Genomic DNA, 19,259 nt, shown 5'->3' with positions numbered 1-19,259 from the left:
ATATGTTTTCATTTTCATACAAAAACAGAATCGCTTTCAATTATATCCTCAGTACAGGATTATTGATTTCAGTGGTCTTTTTTGTCATTTATCAAATTATTGATTTTAGTGTCAACACACACATCAATGAAGATATTCAAATGGAAGTGGAAAAACATCTTGAAGAAATTGAAATTGACAGAAACAACACCTATTTAATTCAGGTGGATCAATGGAGAGCCAGAGAACACAATACGGTAAATGTCAGTCCTGTGTTCGTACAGTTTTTTGATATTAATGATAAACTTATTGATAAGTCCCCAAATCTTAAAGGACTTCAACTGAAATTGTATGATTATAAATTAGATAATAAATTCATTGATACCTATCTCAACAATAAACCAATACGGCAAATACAAGTCCCGCTTTTTGACAATAAAAGAATTGTTGGGCATCTTTTTGTAGCTATGTCTCTTGACGATGCCACAATGATTCTGACCAATTTGAGAAATACTCTTTTTATTGCATTTCCGTTAATATTAATTGTTTTATTTCTAATTGCACGATTTATTGCCGGCAGAAGTATTAAACCCGTAGCCATAATTACTGAAACTTCCAGTAGAATTACAAAAGACAATCTGATAGATCGTATCGAATTGCCCAATTACAAGGACGAGTTGTATGTGCTTTCTAAAACAATAAACGATTTATTGGATCGTATAGAAAATGCCGTAGAACGAGAAAAACAGTTTACTTCAGACGCGTCCCATGAGCTTAGAACTCCTCTTACCGTACTAAAAGGAACACTCGAAGTATTGGTTCGAAAACCCAGAAGTCAAGCAGAATACGAAGAAAAAATAAACTATAGTATCGCCGAAGTTAACCGTTTAAATAATTTGGTCGATCAATTGCTTTTATTGGCTCGGTTCGAAAACCAAAAACTAAGTTTAAAAAATGAAAAAGTGTATTTGAATGCTGTAATACTCGATACTTTAACACTATATTCCGGTAAAATCAACGCTAAAAAAATCATTATTAAACATTCCTTTTTAGATCATTATTACATTAATTCCGATAATTATCTGGTTTCAATTATCATCAGTAATCTTATTTCAAACGCTATTAAATATTCTAATGAAAATGGCGTAATATCGATACAGCTTTCACACCACAATGATAAAATAATTTGTTCCATTTCAGATAATGGAATTGGAATTGCCAGAGATGACTTGGATAAAATTTTCAACCCCTTTTATCGTTCCGATCCAACCAATCATCCCGAAATCAAAGGTTCAGGTTTGGGCCTCTCAATAGTAAAACGAATTGTCCAATTACTCCATATCAAATTTGAAATACACAGTGAAGTCAATACGGGAACTACTGTTGTTTTAAGTTTCGATTGAGTAGTATTTACAGGAAGTCTTTAAGGAGTTCTTAAGATAATCCTTATATTTATAGCTTACTTTTGATTTAATTAATAGTAAGGTCAAAATGCTTGAAAAAATTATAGCTTTTAGTTTAAAAAACAAACTCATTATTTTACTCTTCACCCTTGGAGTATTTGGGTTTGGATTGTTTTCTATTTTCCAAATTTCTATTGGAGCAGTACCAGATGTGACTAATAATCAAGTACAAGTCATTACCACTTCACGCAATCTTTCTACGCAAGATATTGAGCAATTTATAACGTATCCTGTAGAAATTGAAATGGCTAATTTGCCTGGCGTACAAGAAATTCGTTCTATTTCTAAATTTGGTCTATCAGTAGTTACTATCGTTTTTGATGAAAATCTTGGGACGTTTCTTCCCCGACAACTCATCGCCGAGAAAATTAAAACAGCGTCCGAAAAAATCCCACAGGGTTTTGGGACACCTGAAATGGGGCCCATTACCACGGGATTAGGCGAAATTTACCAATACACATTAGAGGTAAAACCAGCATTCAAAAACAACTACACCGTTACCGATTTGCGCACGATTCAGGATTGGGTGGTTAAGCGTCAATTGTCCGGTATAAAAGGAGTAGTAGAAATCAATACTTGGGGTGGTTATTTAAAACAATATGAAATAGCCATCAATCCGGCAAGTCTGAAAGCGATGAATATCACTACAACAGAGGTCTTTACTGCTTTGGAAAAAAATAACAGTATTGCTGGTGGCGCTTATATTGAAAAAGTGAATCAAAGTTATTTTATTCGTGCAGAAGGAAAAGTGGGTTCACTGCAAGATATTGAAAATATTGTAGTTAAGAATACAAATGGGGTTCCTGTCTATGTCAAGAATATAGCTCAAGTTCGTTTTGGGCATGCCAATCGTTTTGGAGCCATTACCGGAAATGGTGAGGGCGAAAAAGTATTGGGCCAGGTGATGATGCTGAAAGGGGGGGATTCAAAACAGGTAATCAGTGATGTGAAAGACCGAGTTGCCGAGATTGAGAAATCATTACCAGAAGGTGTTTATATCAATGGTTTTTTGGAACGTAGCGAATTAGTTGCAAAAACTACTTTTACTGTAGCTGAAAACTTGATTTTAGGTTGTTTAATCGTGATTTTTGTTGTAATTCTACTATTAGGAAACTGGCGTTCCGGACTGGTTGTTGCTTCGGTAATTCCGCTGTGTTTGTTATTTGCAATTTCATTCATGAATATTTTTGGTATTGATGCAAATTTGATGAGTTTAGGTGCTATCGATTTTGGTATTATCATTGATGGAGCCGTAATTATTGTTGAGTTTATCGCTTTCCAGATTGCGAATAAATCGGCTCATCTGGTTAATATGCCCAAAGAAGATCGCCAGTTGGAAATTGATAAAATCACTTACAAAAGCGCTTCCAAAATGATGAATTCGGCTATTTTTGGTCAATTGATTATTTTGATTGTTTTTATTCCCATCCTGTCTTTATCAGGAATCGAAGGAAAAATGTTTAAGCCTATGGCAATGACGTTTAGTTTTGCCTTGATTGGAGCCATGATTTTCTGTTTTACCTACGTTCCGGTGGTTGCTTCATTATTTTTAAAACCGACCGACGAAAATCTAAATTCACTCTCAAGCAAACTAATTAGCAAACTCAATTCTTGGTATTTACCCGTAATTACGTGGGCCTTGAATAATACTAAAAAAGTATTGTATGGTGCATTGGGACTTTTACTGCTGGCTGTTGGATTATTTGCAACAATGGGAGGTGAGTTTATCCCTACGCTTGATGAGGGTGATTTTGTGATACAGCCGGTTCTCAAAACTGGAACTTCATTGACAAAAACGATTGCAACAACGACAAAAATTGAAAGTATTATTCTAAAAAAATTTCCTGAAGTGGATCAAGTAGTTAGCAGGATAGGAGCGGCTGAAGTGCCAACAGACCCTATGTCTATGGAAGAAAGCGATATTATCGTAAAACTTAAACCTAAGTCTGAGTGGACATCGGCAACGAGCAAAGATGAACTGGCCGATAAAATCAAAGCTGCTATTGAAAACCAAATTCCCAATATGGAAATTGAGTTTACACAACCTATCGAAATGCGTTTTAATGAATTGATTTCAGGCACACGATCAGATGTGGCAATTAAAATCTTTGGAGAGGATTTAGATGTTTTGGCTCAAAAAGCACATGAAGTAGAAAAGGCTATCAAAAATGTAGCAGGCGCATCGGATATTATTATTGAAAAAACTGAAGGTTTGCCACAAATGTTTGTACAATACGACCGCTTCAAAATCGCTCGATATGGACTCAATATTTCTGATTTGAATGAAATGATTGCACTGGGATTTGCCGGAAAAACGGTTGGAAATGTTTTTGAAGGCGAAAAGCGTTTTGATATGGTTATTCGGTTGGATGAAACGAATCGTCGTGCTATTGAAGATCTGCGAAATCTATACGTTTCGGTTCCAAATGGTTCTCAAATCCCACTGAGTGAGTTGGCTAAAATTGAATATACAGAAGGTCCTGCAAAAATTTCACGAGACAATACGCATAGAAGAATTGTCGTTGGAGTTAATGTGAGAAACCGCGATCTGCAAAGTGTTGTATCCGATATTCAAAAAATTATAGATGCAAAAATTAAACTTCCCACCGGATATTATATGAAATATGGCGGGCAATTTGAGAATCTTGAAAGTGCCAAGGCGCGATTAATGATTGCCGTTCCTATTGCTTTAGTACTAATTTTCATTCTGTTATACTTTGCCTTTGGTTCAATCAAAGAAGCTTTAATGGTGTATTCAGCCATTCCGCTTTCAGCAGTTGGTGGCGTACTATTTTTATGGATGCGTGATCTGCCTTTTAGTATTTCTGCAGGTGTTGGTTTTATTGCCCTTTTTGGAATTGCCGTATTGAATGGAATTGTACTTATTGAGCACTTTAAAGAACTTAAAGACCAGGGGATGGTAGATATGGAAGAACTGATTTTAAAGGGAACAACGGATAGATTACGTCCCGTTTTATTAACGGCATCAGCAGCAGCATTAGGCTTTTTACCAATGGCTGTATCTTTTTCGGCAGGAGCAGAGGTGCAAAGACCATTAGCAACAGTTGTTATTGGCGGATTATTTACGGCGACCATTTTAACCATGGTAGTCTTGCCTACTTTATATAAAGTATTTGCAGGAAAAGACTTCAAAAAAACAAAATTTAAATTGGACAAAAAAGCATTACTTATTTTATTGTTATTAAGTACTACGATTTCATTTTCTCAAAATACTAATCCAGAATTGGATCGTTTAATTGTAATAGCATTAGAAAACAATAAAGGTATGAAAGCGTCTCAGCTTCAGACAGATAAGATGAACGCCAATATAAAATCGGCCTACACATTTGATAAAACCAATGTCTATTATAGTTTTGATCAAAATAATTTAGCTTACAATAATGAACCTTTACGAGTATTTGGCGTTCAGCAGCGATTTGCTTTTCCAACCCTTTATGGAGTGCAAAAAAAAGTTTATATGTCTGAATATGAAAAGGAAAAAGCCAATTATAATCTTCAAAAAAATAAACTCGTCGTAGCAATTTCTAAAGTCTATGAACAGATTGTGTACCTCCAAAATCAAGAAAAACTCTATTTTTATTTGGATAGCTTATATCAAAATTTTTCGAAAGCCAGCGAAAGACGTTTTGAATTAGGTGAAACGAACTATTTGGAAAAAATTACGGCGCAATCTAAATTCCGGCAAATCAGATCAAAGCTTTCCCAAATTGATATGGAGAAAAAAGCGCAATATGAACGATTACAATCATACTTGCAAACGGAGGAGAAACTAGCAATAAAAAGCAGTATAATTGTACCATTAAACGGTTTGACCAACGAAACAAGTAAGTTGCTTTATACAACTTATTTAGAAAGTGTTACGAAAAATCACCAAACTCAGCTTGCATTGCAGAAACAACAATGGCTTCCTGATATTAATTTGGATTATTTTCAAGGTAAAAATACCGGTTTATCACAGTCTTTATATGGCTTTCAGATTGGATTAGCGATTCCTGTACTGTTCTCGGGAACTGTTTCCAAAACGAAAGTAGCACAGCTCGAATTACAAAGTTGGGAGCAATTGAAGCAAAATGAAGAACAAAAAATAGACAGATACATCAGCCAAAAAAGAAATGAATTAGCGAAATATCAAGAAGCCATGAATTACTATGAAGAATATGGCAAAAAACTGTCGGAGGAGATTATAAAGGTGGCCAACAGTAGTTATAGACATGGAGAAATAGATTTCTTTCAATACATCCAAAGTTTAGAAAATGCCACAACAATTCAAGTAGATCATTTAGAAACTATTTTGCAATTTAACACCACGCAATTGGATTTACAATACCTTAATTTTTAATATGTTCGAGATGAAAAACATCATATATAGCCTAGTATTAATTTCTTTACTCTTCTCTTGCAAGGATAGTAAAAAAGAAGAGGCGACAACCAAAGACGATGGCTTAATTTCAATTACTGCATCGCAATTTCAATCTTCAGCAATGAAAATTGCGACCCCAACTGAGCAAGATTTTGATGTAACAATACTAACTTCAGGTAAGATTGATGTTCCACCACAAAATAGGGCGACAGTAACTACTTTCATGGGAGGTTATGTAAAATCAACAATACTTTTAGTTGGAAATAGAGTTACTAAGGGTCAAGCTTTATTAACATTGGAAAATACGGCATTCCTAGATATTCAGAAAGACTATCTTGAAATAGCAGAACAACTCAAGTATTTAAAATCCGAATACGAACGCCAGAAAACATTGTATGATGAGAAAATAACCTCTCAAAAAAACTACTTAAAAGCAGAGAGCGAGTATCGAAGAGCAAAAGCGATGTATCAAAATTTAAAGGAAAAACTAATACTGCTGAAAATTACCCCAACCAATGTTGAAAAAGGAAAATTAACCTCTGTTATTACTGTCTATTCTCCAATATCAGGGGATATTGTGATAATGAATGCTAATGTGGGAATGTACGTTGCGCCTTCAGATGTGATCTTAGAAATAGTGGATACCGATCATTTGCATTTGGAATTAGCTGTTTTTGAAAAAGATATTTTAAATGTAAAAATAGGACAGAAAATTAATTTTAAAGTGCCGGAAGCTTCCAAGGAGATTTTCAAAGCAGAAGTACATTTGGTAGGAAAATCGATTGAAGGTACTGATAGGACAATTAATGTTCATGGACACTTAGATGATTCTATAAGACAACAACTGCTGACAGGCATGTTTGTAGAAGCGGGAATTGTTGTTAAGTCGAAAAAAGGTTTAGCCATTCCAAGTGAAGCCTTAATTACTGAAAACAACAAAAAGTTCGTGCTTTTAGCAGTGCATGATCTAAATGGATATTCCTTTAGAAAGACAAGTGTCGATTTAGGTGAAAAATCCGAAAATTTTGTAGAAATAATTCCAAATAACACTGTCAATTCATCATCCAAAATACTTATAAAAGGAGTTTTTGATTTGGTAAATTAAACAACTAAATTATGGATTTAAGAAAATTAAAAGAGCAATTACAAACGGAAGTAGATACTGCTTTTTTGTATGATAGTATTGCTGCAATTCAATCCGATGATACCCTTAGTAGAGTATTACAAAGTCTTGGCGAAATAGAAAAAGGACATGCTAAACATTTGTTTGACAAAGTATTGACTTTCGAGTCTGATTATAAGCTGCCTTCGCCTTCTTCAAGAGCTAAATTACAATTGAGATTGGGAAGAATTTTTGGCTATAGCTCAATTATTAGCAACCTTTCCAGCATCGAGAAACAGTTTGCCGTAAATACACTAAAAAATAAAATCGAACAGGGTAAAAAACCTACCGGTTTTGAGCACAATCATCTAAATATCATTGAAGCAGTTAACAATAATGCCGCTTTAAATGTATCGGGAGGCTTCTTGTCAAAATTTGAAAGCCGGCATAAGTCTGTTGGCGGAAATGCTTTACGTGCTGCTGTTTTAGGGTCAAATGACGGTTTAGTATCTAATATGAGTTTAGTGATGGGAGTTGCGGGCGCTGCAGTTTCTAATGATACGATATTACTGACCGGCATAGCTGGACTTTTGGCAGGTGCAATATCCATGGCACTAGGGGAATGGCTATCAGTACAAAGTTCAAGAGAGCTCAATCTGCATCAAATTGAATTAGAAACAGAAGAGCTGCAGGCATCACCAGAAGAAGAAAAAAAAGAGCTCATATTATTATACCAAGCTAAAGGGATGAATGTCGAAGAAGCTAAAAAATTAGCTGAAAAAGCGTTTGAAAACCCTCAAACTGCCATTGATGCAATCATACAAGAGGAATTAGGTATTGATAAAGAAGAATTAGGAGGTTCAGCCTGGGAAGCTGCAACTGCATCTTTTGTACTTTTTGCTATTGGCGCAGTAATTCCATTATACCCATTTATGTTTTTAAATGGTCAAAATGCAATATTATTGAGTGTTGGAAGCAGTGTTGTAGGCCTTTTTGCAATAGGTGCTGCAATAACCTTACTAACTGGTAAAAATATTATGTTCTCGGGACTTAGACAGGTAGGTTTTGGATTGGCTGCAGCAGCGGTAACCTATGGAATCGGTTCTTTAATTGGAGTTTCACTAGCCGGATAATATAAACTAATCTTAACTGTACGGACAAGGCTTAGCTTGTTCCTTAAACAAATTACATTATGAACGACGCGCATTTACACATGATAGTAAACCATTTTCCAATTATCGGAACAATTTTAGGACTTGGTATTTTAATTTCGGGACTGATTTTAAAGAATAGTACATTAAAAAATACCGCATATGTTCTATTTATAATTGCTGCCATTTTTGCTGCATTCAGCATGGGAACCGGTGAAGGAGCAGAGGAATTAGTTGAAGATATGCCTGATATTGGGAAAGAGATCATTCATGAGCATGAAGAACTGGCCGAAAAACTAGCATTCCTTTTATATGTTTTAGGAGGTTTTTCTCTTCTAGCATTGGTTTTAAATTTAAAAAACAATCCTAAAGAAAAATTGGTTTCCTTTTTTGTTCTGGGGATAGCCACGGCAAGTCTCTTTTTAATACAAAAGGTCGGAACTTCGGGAGGTGAGATTCGACATACAGAGATTAGGGAAGTTAGTACTGATTTATAATTTACTAATGAAAGTTCTACTGCAAGCTGTGGATAAAGAAAGCGATATTGATTAGTTTTTAACAATTTGATATTATTAAGTTAAATTAAAAATTGCATTGTAAATATATTATCTCTTATATTTGCAAAAGAATTTAAGATAATTACAATTACAGAAATCATGTTAACAAATCAATTGCATCATCATCATTTTCATTATTGCTCTCAAGCGATGTGTTAATGTTATGTGTGTAAATCATCATAATCTAAAAACCCGTTTGAGTACATCAAGCGGGTTTTTTATTGCCTAAAATTTGTACTCAATCATAATATTCTAAAAAAAAACTAAAACAAAAAAAATGAGTACACTAAAAATTGCAATTCAAAAATCAGGGCGTTTAAACGAAGACAGTATTCAGATTCTAAAAGATTGCGGAATTTCTATAAATAATGGAAATGATCAGCTAAAAGCGGAAGCGACTAATTTTCCATTGGAAGTTTTATACCTTCGAAATTCCGATATACCACAATATTTAATAGATGGAGTTGTGGATATTGCTATTGTAGGTGACAATTTATTAGTTGAAAAAGGGAAAAATATCAGGATTGCTCAGAAACTGGGTTTTTCTAAATGTAAAGTCTCTGTTGCCGTACCGAAGACATTCGAATATAATTCAATAAAAGATTTAGATGGTATGCGTATCGCAACTTCTTATCCCAATACAGTTAACGAATATTTTAATTCATTTGGATTGACAGTAGATATTCACCAAATTTCTGGATCTGTAGAAATTGCACCAAATATTGGTTTAGCAGATGCTATTGTTGATATTGTTTCAAGCGGAAGTACTTTATTTAAAAATAATCTTAAAGAAGTAGAAGTAATTTTGAAAAGTGAAGCAGTGTTAGCCGTTTCTCCAAAAGTTACACCAGAAATCCAAAAAATAATTGACATCCTTCAGTTTAGAATTGAATCGGTTTTGAGAGCAAGAAAATCAAAATATATTTTGATGAACGTTCCAAACGATAAAATAGAGGCCATTGGTAAGATATTACCGGTATTAAAAAGTCTTACTGTTTTGCCGTTGGCAGAAGAAGGTTGGAGTAGTGTACACTCCGTAATCGATAAAGACACCTTTTGGGATGTTATTGATCAATTAAAAGATGCAGGAGCCGAAGGGATTCTAGTTTGTCCAATTGAAAAAATGGTTTTGTAGCGCTTTAGCCCAGAAGCTGAAAGTAAATACGTTAATTAATTCTGAAATAGCCTAAAGCAACTAACTTAAGGCTTAAAGTATAAATAAAATGAATAAAATATACAATCCAAAACCGGAAACTTGGTCTTCTATTTTGGAAAGACCTACCAAGACTCTTGATGATATTGAAGCAACAGTAAAAGAAATTTTCAAGGAAGTACAAAAGAAAGGTGATGTTGCTGTTGCAAAATACACTTCGCTTTTTGACGGTGTATCTTTAAATGAAATAGAAGTTACTAAAGCAGAAATCGACAAGGCTATCGCTTCAATTTCTTCTGAATTAAAAGAAGCGATTGCACTTGCAAAATCAAATATTAAAAAATTCCACAGTGCGCAACAAACGGAAAGAGTAGAAGTAGAAACTATTGAAGGAGTAAATTGTTGGCAGGAAAAAAGGCCTATTCAAAAAATTGGCTTATACATTCCTGGAGGAACTGCTCCCTTGTTCTCTACAGTGTTGATGCTTGCTGTCCCAGCAAAAATTGCAGGTTCTAACGAAATTGTTTTGTGCTCACCTCCAGATAAAAATGGAAATATAAATCCAGCTATTTTATATACTGCTAATTTGTGTGGAGTAACCAAAATTTTAAAAGTTGGTGGTATTCAGGCTATTGCGGGAATGACATTTGGAACGGAGACGATTCCTAAAGTATATAAGATTTTTGGTCCTGGAAATCAATTTGTAACCGTTGCTAAACAATTGGCAACTCAATTTGGTGTAGCAATCGATATGCCTGCCGGGCCATCGGAATTATTGATTGTGGCTGATGATACGGCAGTTCCTGCTTTTGTAGCCTCTGATTTATTATCTCAAGCAGAACATGGGGCTGATAGCCAGGTTATTTTGGTTTCAACATCTAAAATATTAATTGATGCTGTTGAAAACGAAATCCAAGTACAGCTAGATTTACTTCCAAGAAAAGCCATCGCAGAAAAGGCCATTGCCAATTCTAAATTAATATTTGTTGAAAACGATAAAATTGCCTTAGAATTAATCAATGAATATGGTCCTGAACATTTCATCATTTGCTCTCAATACGACGATTTCTATAGCAATGGAGTTCATAACGCGGGTTCGGTTTTTATAGGGAATTATACCCCTGAAAGCGCTGGTGATTATGCGTCAGGAACTAATCATACCTTACCTACAAACGGTTATGCAAAGAATTATAGCGGTGTGAATTTGGATAGTTTTACTAAAACAATGACTTTTCAAAAAATAACTAAAAAAGGAATCCAAAATATAGGTAAAGCCATCGAAATCATGGCAGAAGCGGAAGGATTACAAGCACACAAAAATGCAGTTACAGTACGATTAAAAGCGATTGAAGATGGAAAATAATTTTGATATAAATAATTTAGTTAGAGAAAACGTTAAGCAATTAAAACCATATTCTTCCGCTCGTGATGAATTTGAGGATTTTGACACTGCAGATATGATTTTTTTGGATGCCAATGAAAATCCGTTTGAAAATGGTGTTAACCGCTACCCTGATCCCCAACAAATGAGCGTGAAGGGGATTTTGGCAAAACAAAAAAATGTCAAAACCAATCAAATTTTACTGGGCAACGGAAGTGATGAAGTATTGGATTTATTATTTAGAGCTTTTTGTGAACCAAAGACGGATAATGTAATTACTTTGCCGCCAACATACGGAATGTATGGCGTTTTGGCTAATATCAATGCCATTGAAAATATAGAAGTCTTACTTTCAGAGGATTTTCAACCGCAAATTGATAAAATCATGAAAGCCATTACTGAAAAAACCAAAATTATCTTTTTGTGTTCTCCAAATAACCCGACAGGAAATTCATTTTCAGATGAGAGTGTGGCGTATTTACTAAAAAACTTCAAAGGTTTAGTTGTGATTGATGAAGCTTATATCGACTTTTCTAAAAAGGAAAGTTGGATTAATGAATTGGACGAATATCCAAATTTGGTTATTACTCAAACATTATCAAAAGCATATGGTTTAGCAGGAATACGATTAGGAGTTTGTTATGCGTCTGCGCAAGTAATTTCAGTTTTAAACAAAATAAAACCACCCTATAATGTTAATGAATTGACTCAAAAAAGAGCGTTGAACAGATTAGAGGATATAGAAAAAATAAAATCTGAAATTGAATCAATAATAGAGCAAAGAGAGAAGTTATTTAAAGTATTACTTAATGTGAATTTTGTTAAATTTATCTATCCAACGGAAGCTAATTTTATTCTGATAAAAGTAGATGATGCTACTAAAAGATACAATGAATTGATTGCAAAAGGTATTGTAATCCGAAACAGAACAACGCAACCTTTATGCGATAATTGTTTGCGGTTAACTGTTGGAACAGAATTGGAAAATAAAAAATTAATAGCAGAATTACAAGGCCTAGGCGCTTAGTTTAAATAATTATATAATGAAAAAAGTACTTTTTATAGATCGTGATGGAACAATGGTTTTGGAACCAAATGATTATCAATTAGACAGTTTCGAAAAATTAGAATTTTATCCCAAAGCATTTCAATTCCTTGGTAAAATTGCTTTGGAATTAGATTTTGAACTTGTGATGGTTACGAATCAAGATGGTTTGGGAACTGATTCTCACCCGGAAATTAATTTTTGGCCAGTTCATAATTTAATTATGAAAGCTTTTGAAAATGAAGGGGTTGTTTTCAAAGAAGTGTTCATTGATAAAACATTTCCGCATGAAAATGCGCTAACTCGCAAACCGGCAATTGGGATGTTGACAAAATATATTAACAATCCAGAGTATGATTTAGAAAATTCATTTGTAATAGGTGATCGTATAACTGACGTTGAATTAGCAAAAAATTTGGGTTCAAAAGCAATTTTCATCAATAGAGATGAAGCTTTGGGAAGTGCCGAAATTGCTTCAAAAAGAGAAGACCTCGATTCAGTTATCGCTTTACAAACAACAGATTGGAAAGAAATTTATGAGTTCTTGAAATTAGAGGAACGTTCTGCTTCGATCGAAAGAAAAACCAACGAAACTGATATATACATCAGTTTAAACCTTGATGGGACCGGAAAGAGCAAAATTGAAACTGGAATTGCCTTTTTTGATCACATGCTGGATCAAATTGCCCGTCATGGACAAATGGATCTAGAAATCCTTGTAAAAGGAGATTTAGAAGTGGATGAACATCATACCATTGAAGATACAGCCATTGCTTTAGGAGAAGTTTTTGCAAAAGCATTAGGGAATAAATTAGGCATTGAGCGTTACGGTTTTTGTTTGCCAATGGATGATTGTCTAGCGCAAGTAGCTATTGATTTTGGTGGTAGAAACTGGTTGGTTTGGGAAACCGAATTTAAACGGGAGATGGTTGGGAAAATGCCAACAGAGATGTTTTATCATTTCTTCAAATCTTTCTCGGATGGGGCCAAAGCGAACATTAACATCAAAGCAGAAGGAACAAACGAACATCATAAGATTGAGGCCATCTTTAAAGCTTTTGCAAAAGCAATAAAAGTAGCTGTAAAACGAGATACCGAGAAAATGATTTTGCCTTCAACAAAAGGAATGCTTTAGAGAATTATAAATTTTGAATTAGAAGTTATAAATGAAAATTGTCATAATAAATTACGGAGCAGGAAATATTCAAAGTATTATGTTTGCCATTGAAAGATTGGGATTCAAAGCGGTTTTGAGTAATAATCCTGATGAAATTAAGGCAGCAGATAAAGTTATTTTTCCAGGTGTTGGTGAAGCAAGCTATGCGATGCGGATGCTTCAGGAAAGTGGTTTGGATTCCTTGATTCCAAATTTAAAGCAACCCGTTTTAGGAATTTGTTTGGGCATGCAATTGATGTGCAACAAATCAGAGGAAGGCAATACAAAAGGATTGGAAATTTTTGATGTTGATGTGATCAAATTCACACCAAAAGTAAAAGTGCCTCAAATGGGCTGGAACCAGATATACAATTTGAAATCGCCTTTATTTAAAGGAATTAATGATAATGAATATATGTATTTGGTACATAGTTATTATGCGCCAAATTGTGTTGAATCAATTGCTACAACTAATTACGAAGTTGAATATGCATCAGCATTGCAAAAGAATAATTTTTATGGAACTCAATTTCACCCTGAGAAAAGTGGCGATATCGGAGAACAAATTTTGGCTAATTTTTTAAAACTTTAAGTTGAGTCTTTTAGACTTTAGACTTTCAAACCGATTATAATGAGAATAATACCCGCAATAGATATCATAGAAGGAAAATGCGTTCGCTTATCAAAAGGTGATTATAATACCAAAATTATATACAATGAAAATCCGCTGGAAGTGGCAAAATCATTTGAAGCGCACGGAATAGAATATTTACACTTGGTTGATTTAGACGGAGCAAAGTCTAGCCAAATTGTTAATTATAAAATACTGGAGCAAATCGCTACACAAACCAAATTGAAAATTGATTTTGGTGGTGGGTTAAAATCAGACTCCGATTTGAAAATTGCCTTCGAAAGCGGTGCAAATCAAATTACAGGCGGAAGTATTGCTGTTAAAAACAGAGCACTATTCGAGAAATGGATTGGAGAATACGGTGCTGATAAAATCATTTTAGGAGCGGATGCTACTAATGAAAAAGTAGCTGTTTCTGGTTGGCTGGAAGATTCAAATGAAGATTTGATTCCATTTATCCAAGCGTATCAAAGCAAAGGAATTCAGTACGTTATTTGTACAGATATAGCTAAAGACGGTATGCTGGAAGGGCCATCTTTTGATTTGTATACTAAAATTCTAGAGCAAGCCGGGGGCATAAAATTGATTGCTTCGGGGGGAATTTCCACTTTTGATGAATTGCCAAAACTAGCCGAATCGGGTTGTGAAGGAACGATAATAGGGAAGGCAATTTACGAAGGACGTATCTCGTTGAAACAATTGGAACACTATATAATTAGCAATAGTTAAATTCGGAATATCAATATGATAACTTGTTATTTGAAATACACGATCGATCCTTTTCAGTTGGATATTTTTGAAGAATATGGCAAAAGGTGGATTAAATTAGTTAATCGATTTGGAGGACAGCATCATGGTTATTTTATGCCTTCTGAAGGCGCTAATACTATAGCATTTGCATTGTTTTCGTTTCCTAGCTTATCAGAATATGAAAAGTATAGAACACTGATTTTGGAAGATCAAGAATGTAAAGAGGCTTTTAAACTTGCAGAAGACACAAAATGTGTATTAAGTTATGAAAGAACCTTTCTACGTCCAGTATTTGAATAATAAGACTTTAATACTAAATAAAATGCTTACAAAAAGAATTATTCCCTGTTTGGATATAAAAAATGGAAGAACCGTAAAAGGTGTTAATTTTGTGGACCTACGTGATGCTGGAGATCCGGTAGAACTAGCCAAAATATATTCCGATGAAGGTGCTGATGAATTGGTTTTCTTGGATATTTCGGCAACGGAAGAAAGAAGAAAAACTTTAATTGATTTAGTTCGCAAAGTAGCTTCTACGATTAATATTCCGTTTACCGTTGGTGGTGGAATTTCATCGGTCAGTGATGTTGAAGTATTATTGCAAAATGGAGCAGACAAGGTATCTATTAATTCATCGGCTGTGAAAAACCCGCAGTTAATTAATGATTTGGCACAGAAATTTGGAAGTCAATGCGTAGTTATTGCTATAGATGCCAAACAAATTAATGGACAATGGATTGTTCACTTAGTAGGAGGAAAAGTACCTACCGAATTGAGTTTGTTTGATTGGGCCAAAGAAGTGGAACAAAGAGGAGCGGGTGAAATCTTGTTTACCTCAATGGATAATGATGGAACTAAGAACGGATTTGCAAATGAAGCTTTAGCTAAACTTTCTGAATTAGTTAATATCCCTATTATTGCATCTGGCGGAGCGGGCAACATTCAACATTTTGTTGATGCTTTTCAGAAAGGAAAAGCAGATGCAGCATTAGCAGCAAGTGTATTTCATTTTAAAGAAATTGAAATCAAAACATTAAAAAAAGAGCTTAAAAATAACAATATTGAGGTACGAATCTAGCTATTTCTCAGTAGAACATTCGCCTTTAAAACTTTAGATAAAAAATTATGAATATAGATTTCTCAAAAAATACAGACGGGTTAATTCCGGCCATAATTCAAGATAGCGAAACCAAAACCGTTTTGATGCTTGGTTTTATGAATGCCGAAGCCTATCAAAAAACAGTAGACACTAAAAAAGTTACTTTTTATAGTCGTACCAAACAAAGACTTTGGACAAAAGGTGAAGAAAGTGGTAATTTTTTGAATTTGATTGACATTAAAAATGACTGTGATAATGATACTTTATTACTACAGGTAAAACCAGAAGGACCAACCTGTCATAAAGGCACAGATACATGTTGGGCTGATGAAAACAAGGCAGACTATGGCTTTATTTCAAATTTAGAAGATACAATTCAACTTCGAAAAGAAAATGCCGATTCTGAAAAAAGTTATGTCGCTTCCTTATTCAAATTAGGAATAAACAAAATTGCTCAAAAAGTAGGCGAAGAGGCGATAGAAGTAGTTATTGAAGCGAAAGACAACAATGATGATTTGTTTTTAAGTGAAAGTGCCGATTTGCTTTTTCATTACCTTATTTTGTTACAAGCTAAAGGATTTAAGTTGGACGATGTTGTTGAAGTGTTAAAAAGTCGTCAAAAGTAAAATACATTAATTTTTTTTTTAACCGATACGAACCCAATAGAAAATTCATTTACTATTGGGTTTTCTTTTTTCTTTTATTTTAAATCGCAATCGCTATATTTACTATTTATTTTAAAATACAAGTACAACAATGCAAGTGATGAATTCAGATAATACCACATTTAAGAAAGATTTAAATACTCCAATTATAAATACAGGGCTATATATAATCCTTACAACAGATGAAGATGATGCGCGACCTGTTTATATTTCAGGGAATTTCAATAATTGGCGTACACAGGATAAAGATTTTGTTATGGAAAAAATTGGAAATAGTTTATACCATTATAAATTCCCACATGATTTTCACTATCCTACGGAGCTTTTGTATAAATTTACGAAAGGGGATTGGAGTGCAGTAGAAATTGACAGCCATGGAAATCGTACTGAAAACCGTTCGACACATAATCATATTGGCATTCAAAAAGAGCACGTTGTCAGATGGAGAAAAAACTGGTTGCCATTCAAGCAGTCATTTTTACCCCAAGTTCAGTTGATTTCAGATGAATTTAAAATTCCTCAACTCAACAAAACAAGAAAGATTTGGGCACTGTTACCGCACGATTATGACAATTCAAATGAAAGTTATCCCGTTATGTATTTGCAGGATGCCCAAAATTTATTCAATGAAGCTGCAGAATTTGGCAATTGGGAAATTGATAAAAAGCTGGCGGTTATGTCCGAGTATAAAATTGGAAAAATTATTGTAATTGCTATCGAACATGCAGCAGAAGATCGCATAAAAGAATACAATGTTGGCAAGACAGTTTTAGGAAAAGGGCAGGGAAAAAAATACATCCGTTTTGTGACAGACACCTTAAAACCATTTGTAGATAGTAATTTCAGAACTAAAAAAGAACGTGAATTTACAGGAATAGGAGGAAGCTCAATGGGCGGACTTGTTAGTATTTTTAGTGGATTGAGAAATCCGGAAGTTTATGGTAAATTAATGATTTTTTCACCATCCCTTTGGGTAGTTCCTGTACTAAAAATCAATTCTAAAAAAGCGAACTCATCAGATACAAAAATCTACTTATATGCAGGTGGAGATGAAAGTGATACAATGATAGCGCATGTGAAAAAGTTTCAGGAAGATTTGATTTCAACTGAATTTGTTAAAGACAAATCTAAAATTAATTTAAGCATTAACAGGCAAGGAAAACATAGCGAAACGTATTGGAGTGATGAATTTCCTAAAGCAATAGAATGGTTATTTTTTAATTCAAAAGAAGTGTAGAGATAAGATCTATGGTGTCTCAAAATTACTTTTAATACAAAACTGCAGAAATTAAATCTTTTGAAAAAAGAAAAAATGAAAACAAATACAGTAGTAAATTTAGATGATTTTTCAGGAACAATATTAATTCCGGTTTTTGAAACCTATTCAAAAAGTATCATTCCAATTGCATTTAATGGATTGGAAATTGCTGCAAAAGTTTTTTTCGGTAAAAAAGATGCTTGCTACTTAGCAGAAAAAGACAACAGTGTTTATCTTTTTATTGGTTTGGGAAAAACGATAGATTATAAATCTCTGAAAACCGTTTTCCGTCGTATTTCAGCTAAGCAAAAAGATAATTTAACTTCGAATGTAGCTTTAGTTATACCTGAACAATTTACTCAGGATCAAGTAGAAGCAATGGTTTCTGGATTGCTTTTAGGAACATATGATTTAGGTCATTTTAAATCAGAAAAAGAAAGACATCCATTTCTAGATCCGGATTTTACGTTAAATTTAGTTTCTGAAAAGGATTATTTGGCTGTAGCCAAAAAAGGAATTAAAATCGCCAAAGCGCAATTGGCAACCTATAATTTAGTCGATTTACCACCTAATACCATTAATCCAAAATACTTAGCAACATGGGCGAAGGAGACTGGTGAAAAATATGGTTTTGATGTAGAAGTTCTTGGTTATGAAGCTTCAAAAATAATTGGACTTGGCGCATTTTTGGCAGTAGGGAAAGGAAGTGAAAATGAACCTCAATTTATCATTATGAATTATACTCCTAAAGAAGGGGGGAAACATACAAAACACGTTGGACTGGTGGGGAAAGGAATAACCTTTGATACCGGTGGACTAAATATAAAAACGGCAGGAATGGTCCATATGAAATGCGATATGGCCGGCGGTGGAGCTGTTCTGGGAGCCATGCAACTTATAGCTGATTTGCAATTGCCTGTAAAAGTAACTGCTATTGTACCTTGTGCGGAAAATTCGGTTGATGCCAAATCATTTTTGCCCAGCGATGTGATTCATAGTTACAGCGGACATTCCATAGAAATTATTGATACTGATGCTGAGGGAAGACTTGTATTAGCGGATGGATTATCGTATTTAATAAAGAATTTCAAACCGGAATATATTGTAGATATCGCAACGCTTACAGGAAGTAGCGTCAGCACTTTTGGTTATGAATGTGGTGCTTTATTTACCAAAAATGAAGAAATGACAAAGAAATTGCAAGAAACCGGAGATGCAATTGGAGAACGTTTATGGCCTTTACCGCTTTGGGACGCCTATAAGCAGGATATTGAAAGTGATATTGCCGATGTAAAAAATTATAGTGGAAAAGCAGTTGCCGGAGCAATTAGTGCGGCTAAATTTTTAGAATATTTTACCCAAGAGCACAAAGGCTGGGCGCATCTTGATGTCGCAGGTGTTGCATTTGGCGATGATGAATTTGCTAAAAGCAAACATGCAACGGCTTATGGAGTTCATTTATTAACTAAATTCATAGAAAATTTATAA

General features: G+C 34.3%; 16 protein-coding genes. All 16 read left to right on the top strand.

Annotation, left to right across the window (positions count from 1 at the left end; translation table 11 throughout):
* Positions 1–2 precede the first annotated feature (2 nt).
* The 16 genes from ACNQGN_RS12630 to ACNQGN_RS12555 all read left to right on the top strand — a co-directional run bounded on the left by ACNQGN_RS12630 (position 3) and on the right by ACNQGN_RS12555 (position 19,259).
* On the top strand, positions 3–1,382 hold the full coding sequence (locus tag ACNQGN_RS12630) for a sensor histidine kinase (protein ID WP_417988193.1): 1,380 nt from the start codon (positions 3–5) through the stop codon (positions 1,380–1,382).
* 88 nt (positions 1,383–1,470) lie between these two features.
* On the top strand, positions 1,471–5,802 hold the full coding sequence (locus tag ACNQGN_RS12625; RefSeq protein ID WP_417988192.1) for a CusA/CzcA family heavy metal efflux RND transporter: 4,332 nt from the start codon (positions 1,471–1,473) through the stop codon (positions 5,800–5,802).
* 10 nt (positions 5,803–5,812) lie between these two features.
* On the top strand, positions 5,813–6,928 hold the full coding sequence (locus ACNQGN_RS12620) for an efflux RND transporter periplasmic adaptor subunit (protein ID WP_417988191.1): 1,116 nt from the start codon (positions 5,813–5,815) through the stop codon (positions 6,926–6,928).
* Between the two features lie 11 nt (positions 6,929–6,939).
* Complete coding sequence (locus ACNQGN_RS12615) at positions 6,940–8,058, top strand: VIT1/CCC1 transporter family protein (RefSeq protein WP_417988190.1); 1,119 nt, start codon at positions 6,940–6,942, stop codon at positions 8,056–8,058.
* Positions 8,059–8,117: 59 nt separating this feature from the next.
* The gene (locus tag ACNQGN_RS12610) at positions 8,118–8,573 is read left to right on the top strand and encodes a hypothetical protein (RefSeq protein WP_417988189.1); all 456 of its coding nucleotides are present in this window, start codon (positions 8,118–8,120) and stop codon (positions 8,571–8,573) included.
* Between the two features lie 337 nt (positions 8,574–8,910).
* Positions 8,911–9,768, top strand: coding sequence for an ATP phosphoribosyltransferase (gene hisG, locus ACNQGN_RS12605; RefSeq protein WP_417988188.1), 858 nt, complete (start codon positions 8,911–8,913; stop codon positions 9,766–9,768).
* An 88-nt stretch (positions 9,769–9,856) separates the two neighbouring features.
* A complete protein-coding gene (gene hisD, locus ACNQGN_RS12600; protein ID WP_417988187.1) occupies positions 9,857–11,149 on the top strand; it encodes a histidinol dehydrogenase in 1,293 nt (430 codons plus the stop codon).
* Positions 11,139–12,194 (top strand): histidinol-phosphate transaminase, encoded by a 1,056-nt coding sequence (gene hisC, locus ACNQGN_RS12595; RefSeq protein WP_417988186.1) that lies wholly within the window; start codon positions 11,139–11,141, stop codon positions 12,192–12,194. Before hisD ends, hisC begins: the two co-directional genes overlap by 11 nt.
* 16 nt (positions 12,195–12,210) lie before the next feature.
* Complete coding sequence (gene hisB / locus ACNQGN_RS12590; protein ID WP_417988185.1) at positions 12,211–13,347, top strand: bifunctional histidinol-phosphatase/imidazoleglycerol-phosphate dehydratase HisB; 1,137 nt, start codon at positions 12,211–12,213, stop codon at positions 13,345–13,347.
* 31 nt (positions 13,348–13,378) lie between these two features.
* Positions 13,379–13,960, top strand: coding sequence for an imidazole glycerol phosphate synthase subunit HisH (gene hisH / locus ACNQGN_RS12585; protein ID WP_417988184.1), 582 nt, complete (start codon positions 13,379–13,381; stop codon positions 13,958–13,960).
* A 39-nt stretch (positions 13,961–13,999) separates the two neighbouring features.
* A complete protein-coding gene (hisA, locus tag ACNQGN_RS12580) occupies positions 14,000–14,728 on the top strand; it encodes a 1-(5-phosphoribosyl)-5-[(5-phosphoribosylamino)methylideneamino]imidazole-4-carboxamide isomerase (protein WP_417988183.1) in 729 nt (242 codons plus the stop codon).
* Positions 14,729–14,758: 30 nt separating this feature from the next.
* Complete coding sequence (locus ACNQGN_RS12575) at positions 14,759–15,049, top strand: NIPSNAP family protein (protein WP_417988182.1); 291 nt, start codon at positions 14,759–14,761, stop codon at positions 15,047–15,049.
* A gap of 22 nt (positions 15,050–15,071) precedes the next feature.
* The gene (gene hisF / locus ACNQGN_RS12570) at positions 15,072–15,827 is read left to right on the top strand and encodes an imidazole glycerol phosphate synthase subunit HisF (RefSeq protein WP_417988181.1); all 756 of its coding nucleotides are present in this window, start codon (positions 15,072–15,074) and stop codon (positions 15,825–15,827) included.
* A gap of 47 nt (positions 15,828–15,874) precedes the next feature.
* Complete coding sequence (hisIE, locus tag ACNQGN_RS12565; RefSeq protein ID WP_417988180.1) at positions 15,875–16,474, top strand: bifunctional phosphoribosyl-AMP cyclohydrolase/phosphoribosyl-ATP diphosphatase HisIE; 600 nt, start codon at positions 15,875–15,877, stop codon at positions 16,472–16,474.
* 139 nt (positions 16,475–16,613) lie between these two features.
* The gene (locus ACNQGN_RS12560; protein WP_417988179.1) at positions 16,614–17,750 is read left to right on the top strand and encodes an alpha/beta hydrolase; all 1,137 of its coding nucleotides are present in this window, start codon (positions 16,614–16,616) and stop codon (positions 17,748–17,750) included.
* Between the two features lie 75 nt (positions 17,751–17,825).
* The gene (locus ACNQGN_RS12555) at positions 17,826–19,259 is read left to right on the top strand and encodes a leucyl aminopeptidase family protein (protein ID WP_417988178.1); all 1,434 of its coding nucleotides are present in this window, start codon (positions 17,826–17,828) and stop codon (positions 19,257–19,259) included.

It is taken from the genome of Flavobacterium rhamnosi (genome assembly GCF_048286515.1).
Lineage (GTDB): Bacteria > Bacteroidota > Bacteroidia > Flavobacteriales > Flavobacteriaceae > Flavobacterium.
The sequence above is the reverse complement of the archived record's forward strand: the minus strand, read 5'-3'. Positions and strand labels throughout refer to the sequence as shown.

Bases quoted from the DNA above. Each gene is read 5' to 3' on its own strand.
- hisB (WP_417988185.1), top strand. From the start codon at position 12,211: ATGAAAAAAGTACTTTTTATAGATCGTGATGGAACAATGGTTTTGGAA.
- ACNQGN_RS12560 (WP_417988179.1), top strand. From the start codon at position 16,614: ATGAATTCAGATAATACCACATTTAAGAAAGATTTAAATACTCCAATT.
- ACNQGN_RS12615 (WP_417988190.1), top strand. From the start codon at position 6,940: ATGGATTTAAGAAAATTAAAAGAGCAATTACAAACGGAAGTAGATACT.
- hisF (WP_417988181.1), top strand. From the start codon at position 15,072: ATGCTTACAAAAAGAATTATTCCCTGTTTGGATATAAAAAATGGAAGA.
- ACNQGN_RS12555 (WP_417988178.1), top strand. From the start codon at position 17,826: ATGAAAACAAATACAGTAGTAAATTTAGATGATTTTTCAGGAACAATA.
- ACNQGN_RS12620 (WP_417988191.1), top strand. From the start codon at position 5,813: ATGAAAAACATCATATATAGCCTAGTATTAATTTCTTTACTCTTCTCT.
- hisH (WP_417988184.1), top strand. From the start codon at position 13,379: ATGAAAATTGTCATAATAAATTACGGAGCAGGAAATATTCAAAGTATT.
- hisD (WP_417988187.1), top strand. From the start codon at position 9,857: ATGAATAAAATATACAATCCAAAACCGGAAACTTGGTCTTCTATTTTG.
- hisA (WP_417988183.1), top strand. From the start codon at position 14,000: ATGAGAATAATACCCGCAATAGATATCATAGAAGGAAAATGCGTTCGC.
- hisIE (WP_417988180.1), top strand. From the start codon at position 15,875: ATGAATATAGATTTCTCAAAAAATACAGACGGGTTAATTCCGGCCATA.
- ACNQGN_RS12630 (WP_417988193.1), top strand. From the start codon at position 3: ATGTTTTCATTTTCATACAAAAACAGAATCGCTTTCAATTATATCCTC.
- ACNQGN_RS12610 (WP_417988189.1), top strand. From the start codon at position 8,118: ATGAACGACGCGCATTTACACATGATAGTAAACCATTTTCCAATTATC.
- ACNQGN_RS12625 (WP_417988192.1), top strand. From the start codon at position 1,471: ATGCTTGAAAAAATTATAGCTTTTAGTTTAAAAAACAAACTCATTATT.
- hisG (WP_417988188.1), top strand. From the start codon at position 8,911: ATGAGTACACTAAAAATTGCAATTCAAAAATCAGGGCGTTTAAACGAA.
- hisC (WP_417988186.1), top strand. From the start codon at position 11,139: ATGGAAAATAATTTTGATATAAATAATTTAGTTAGAGAAAACGTTAAG.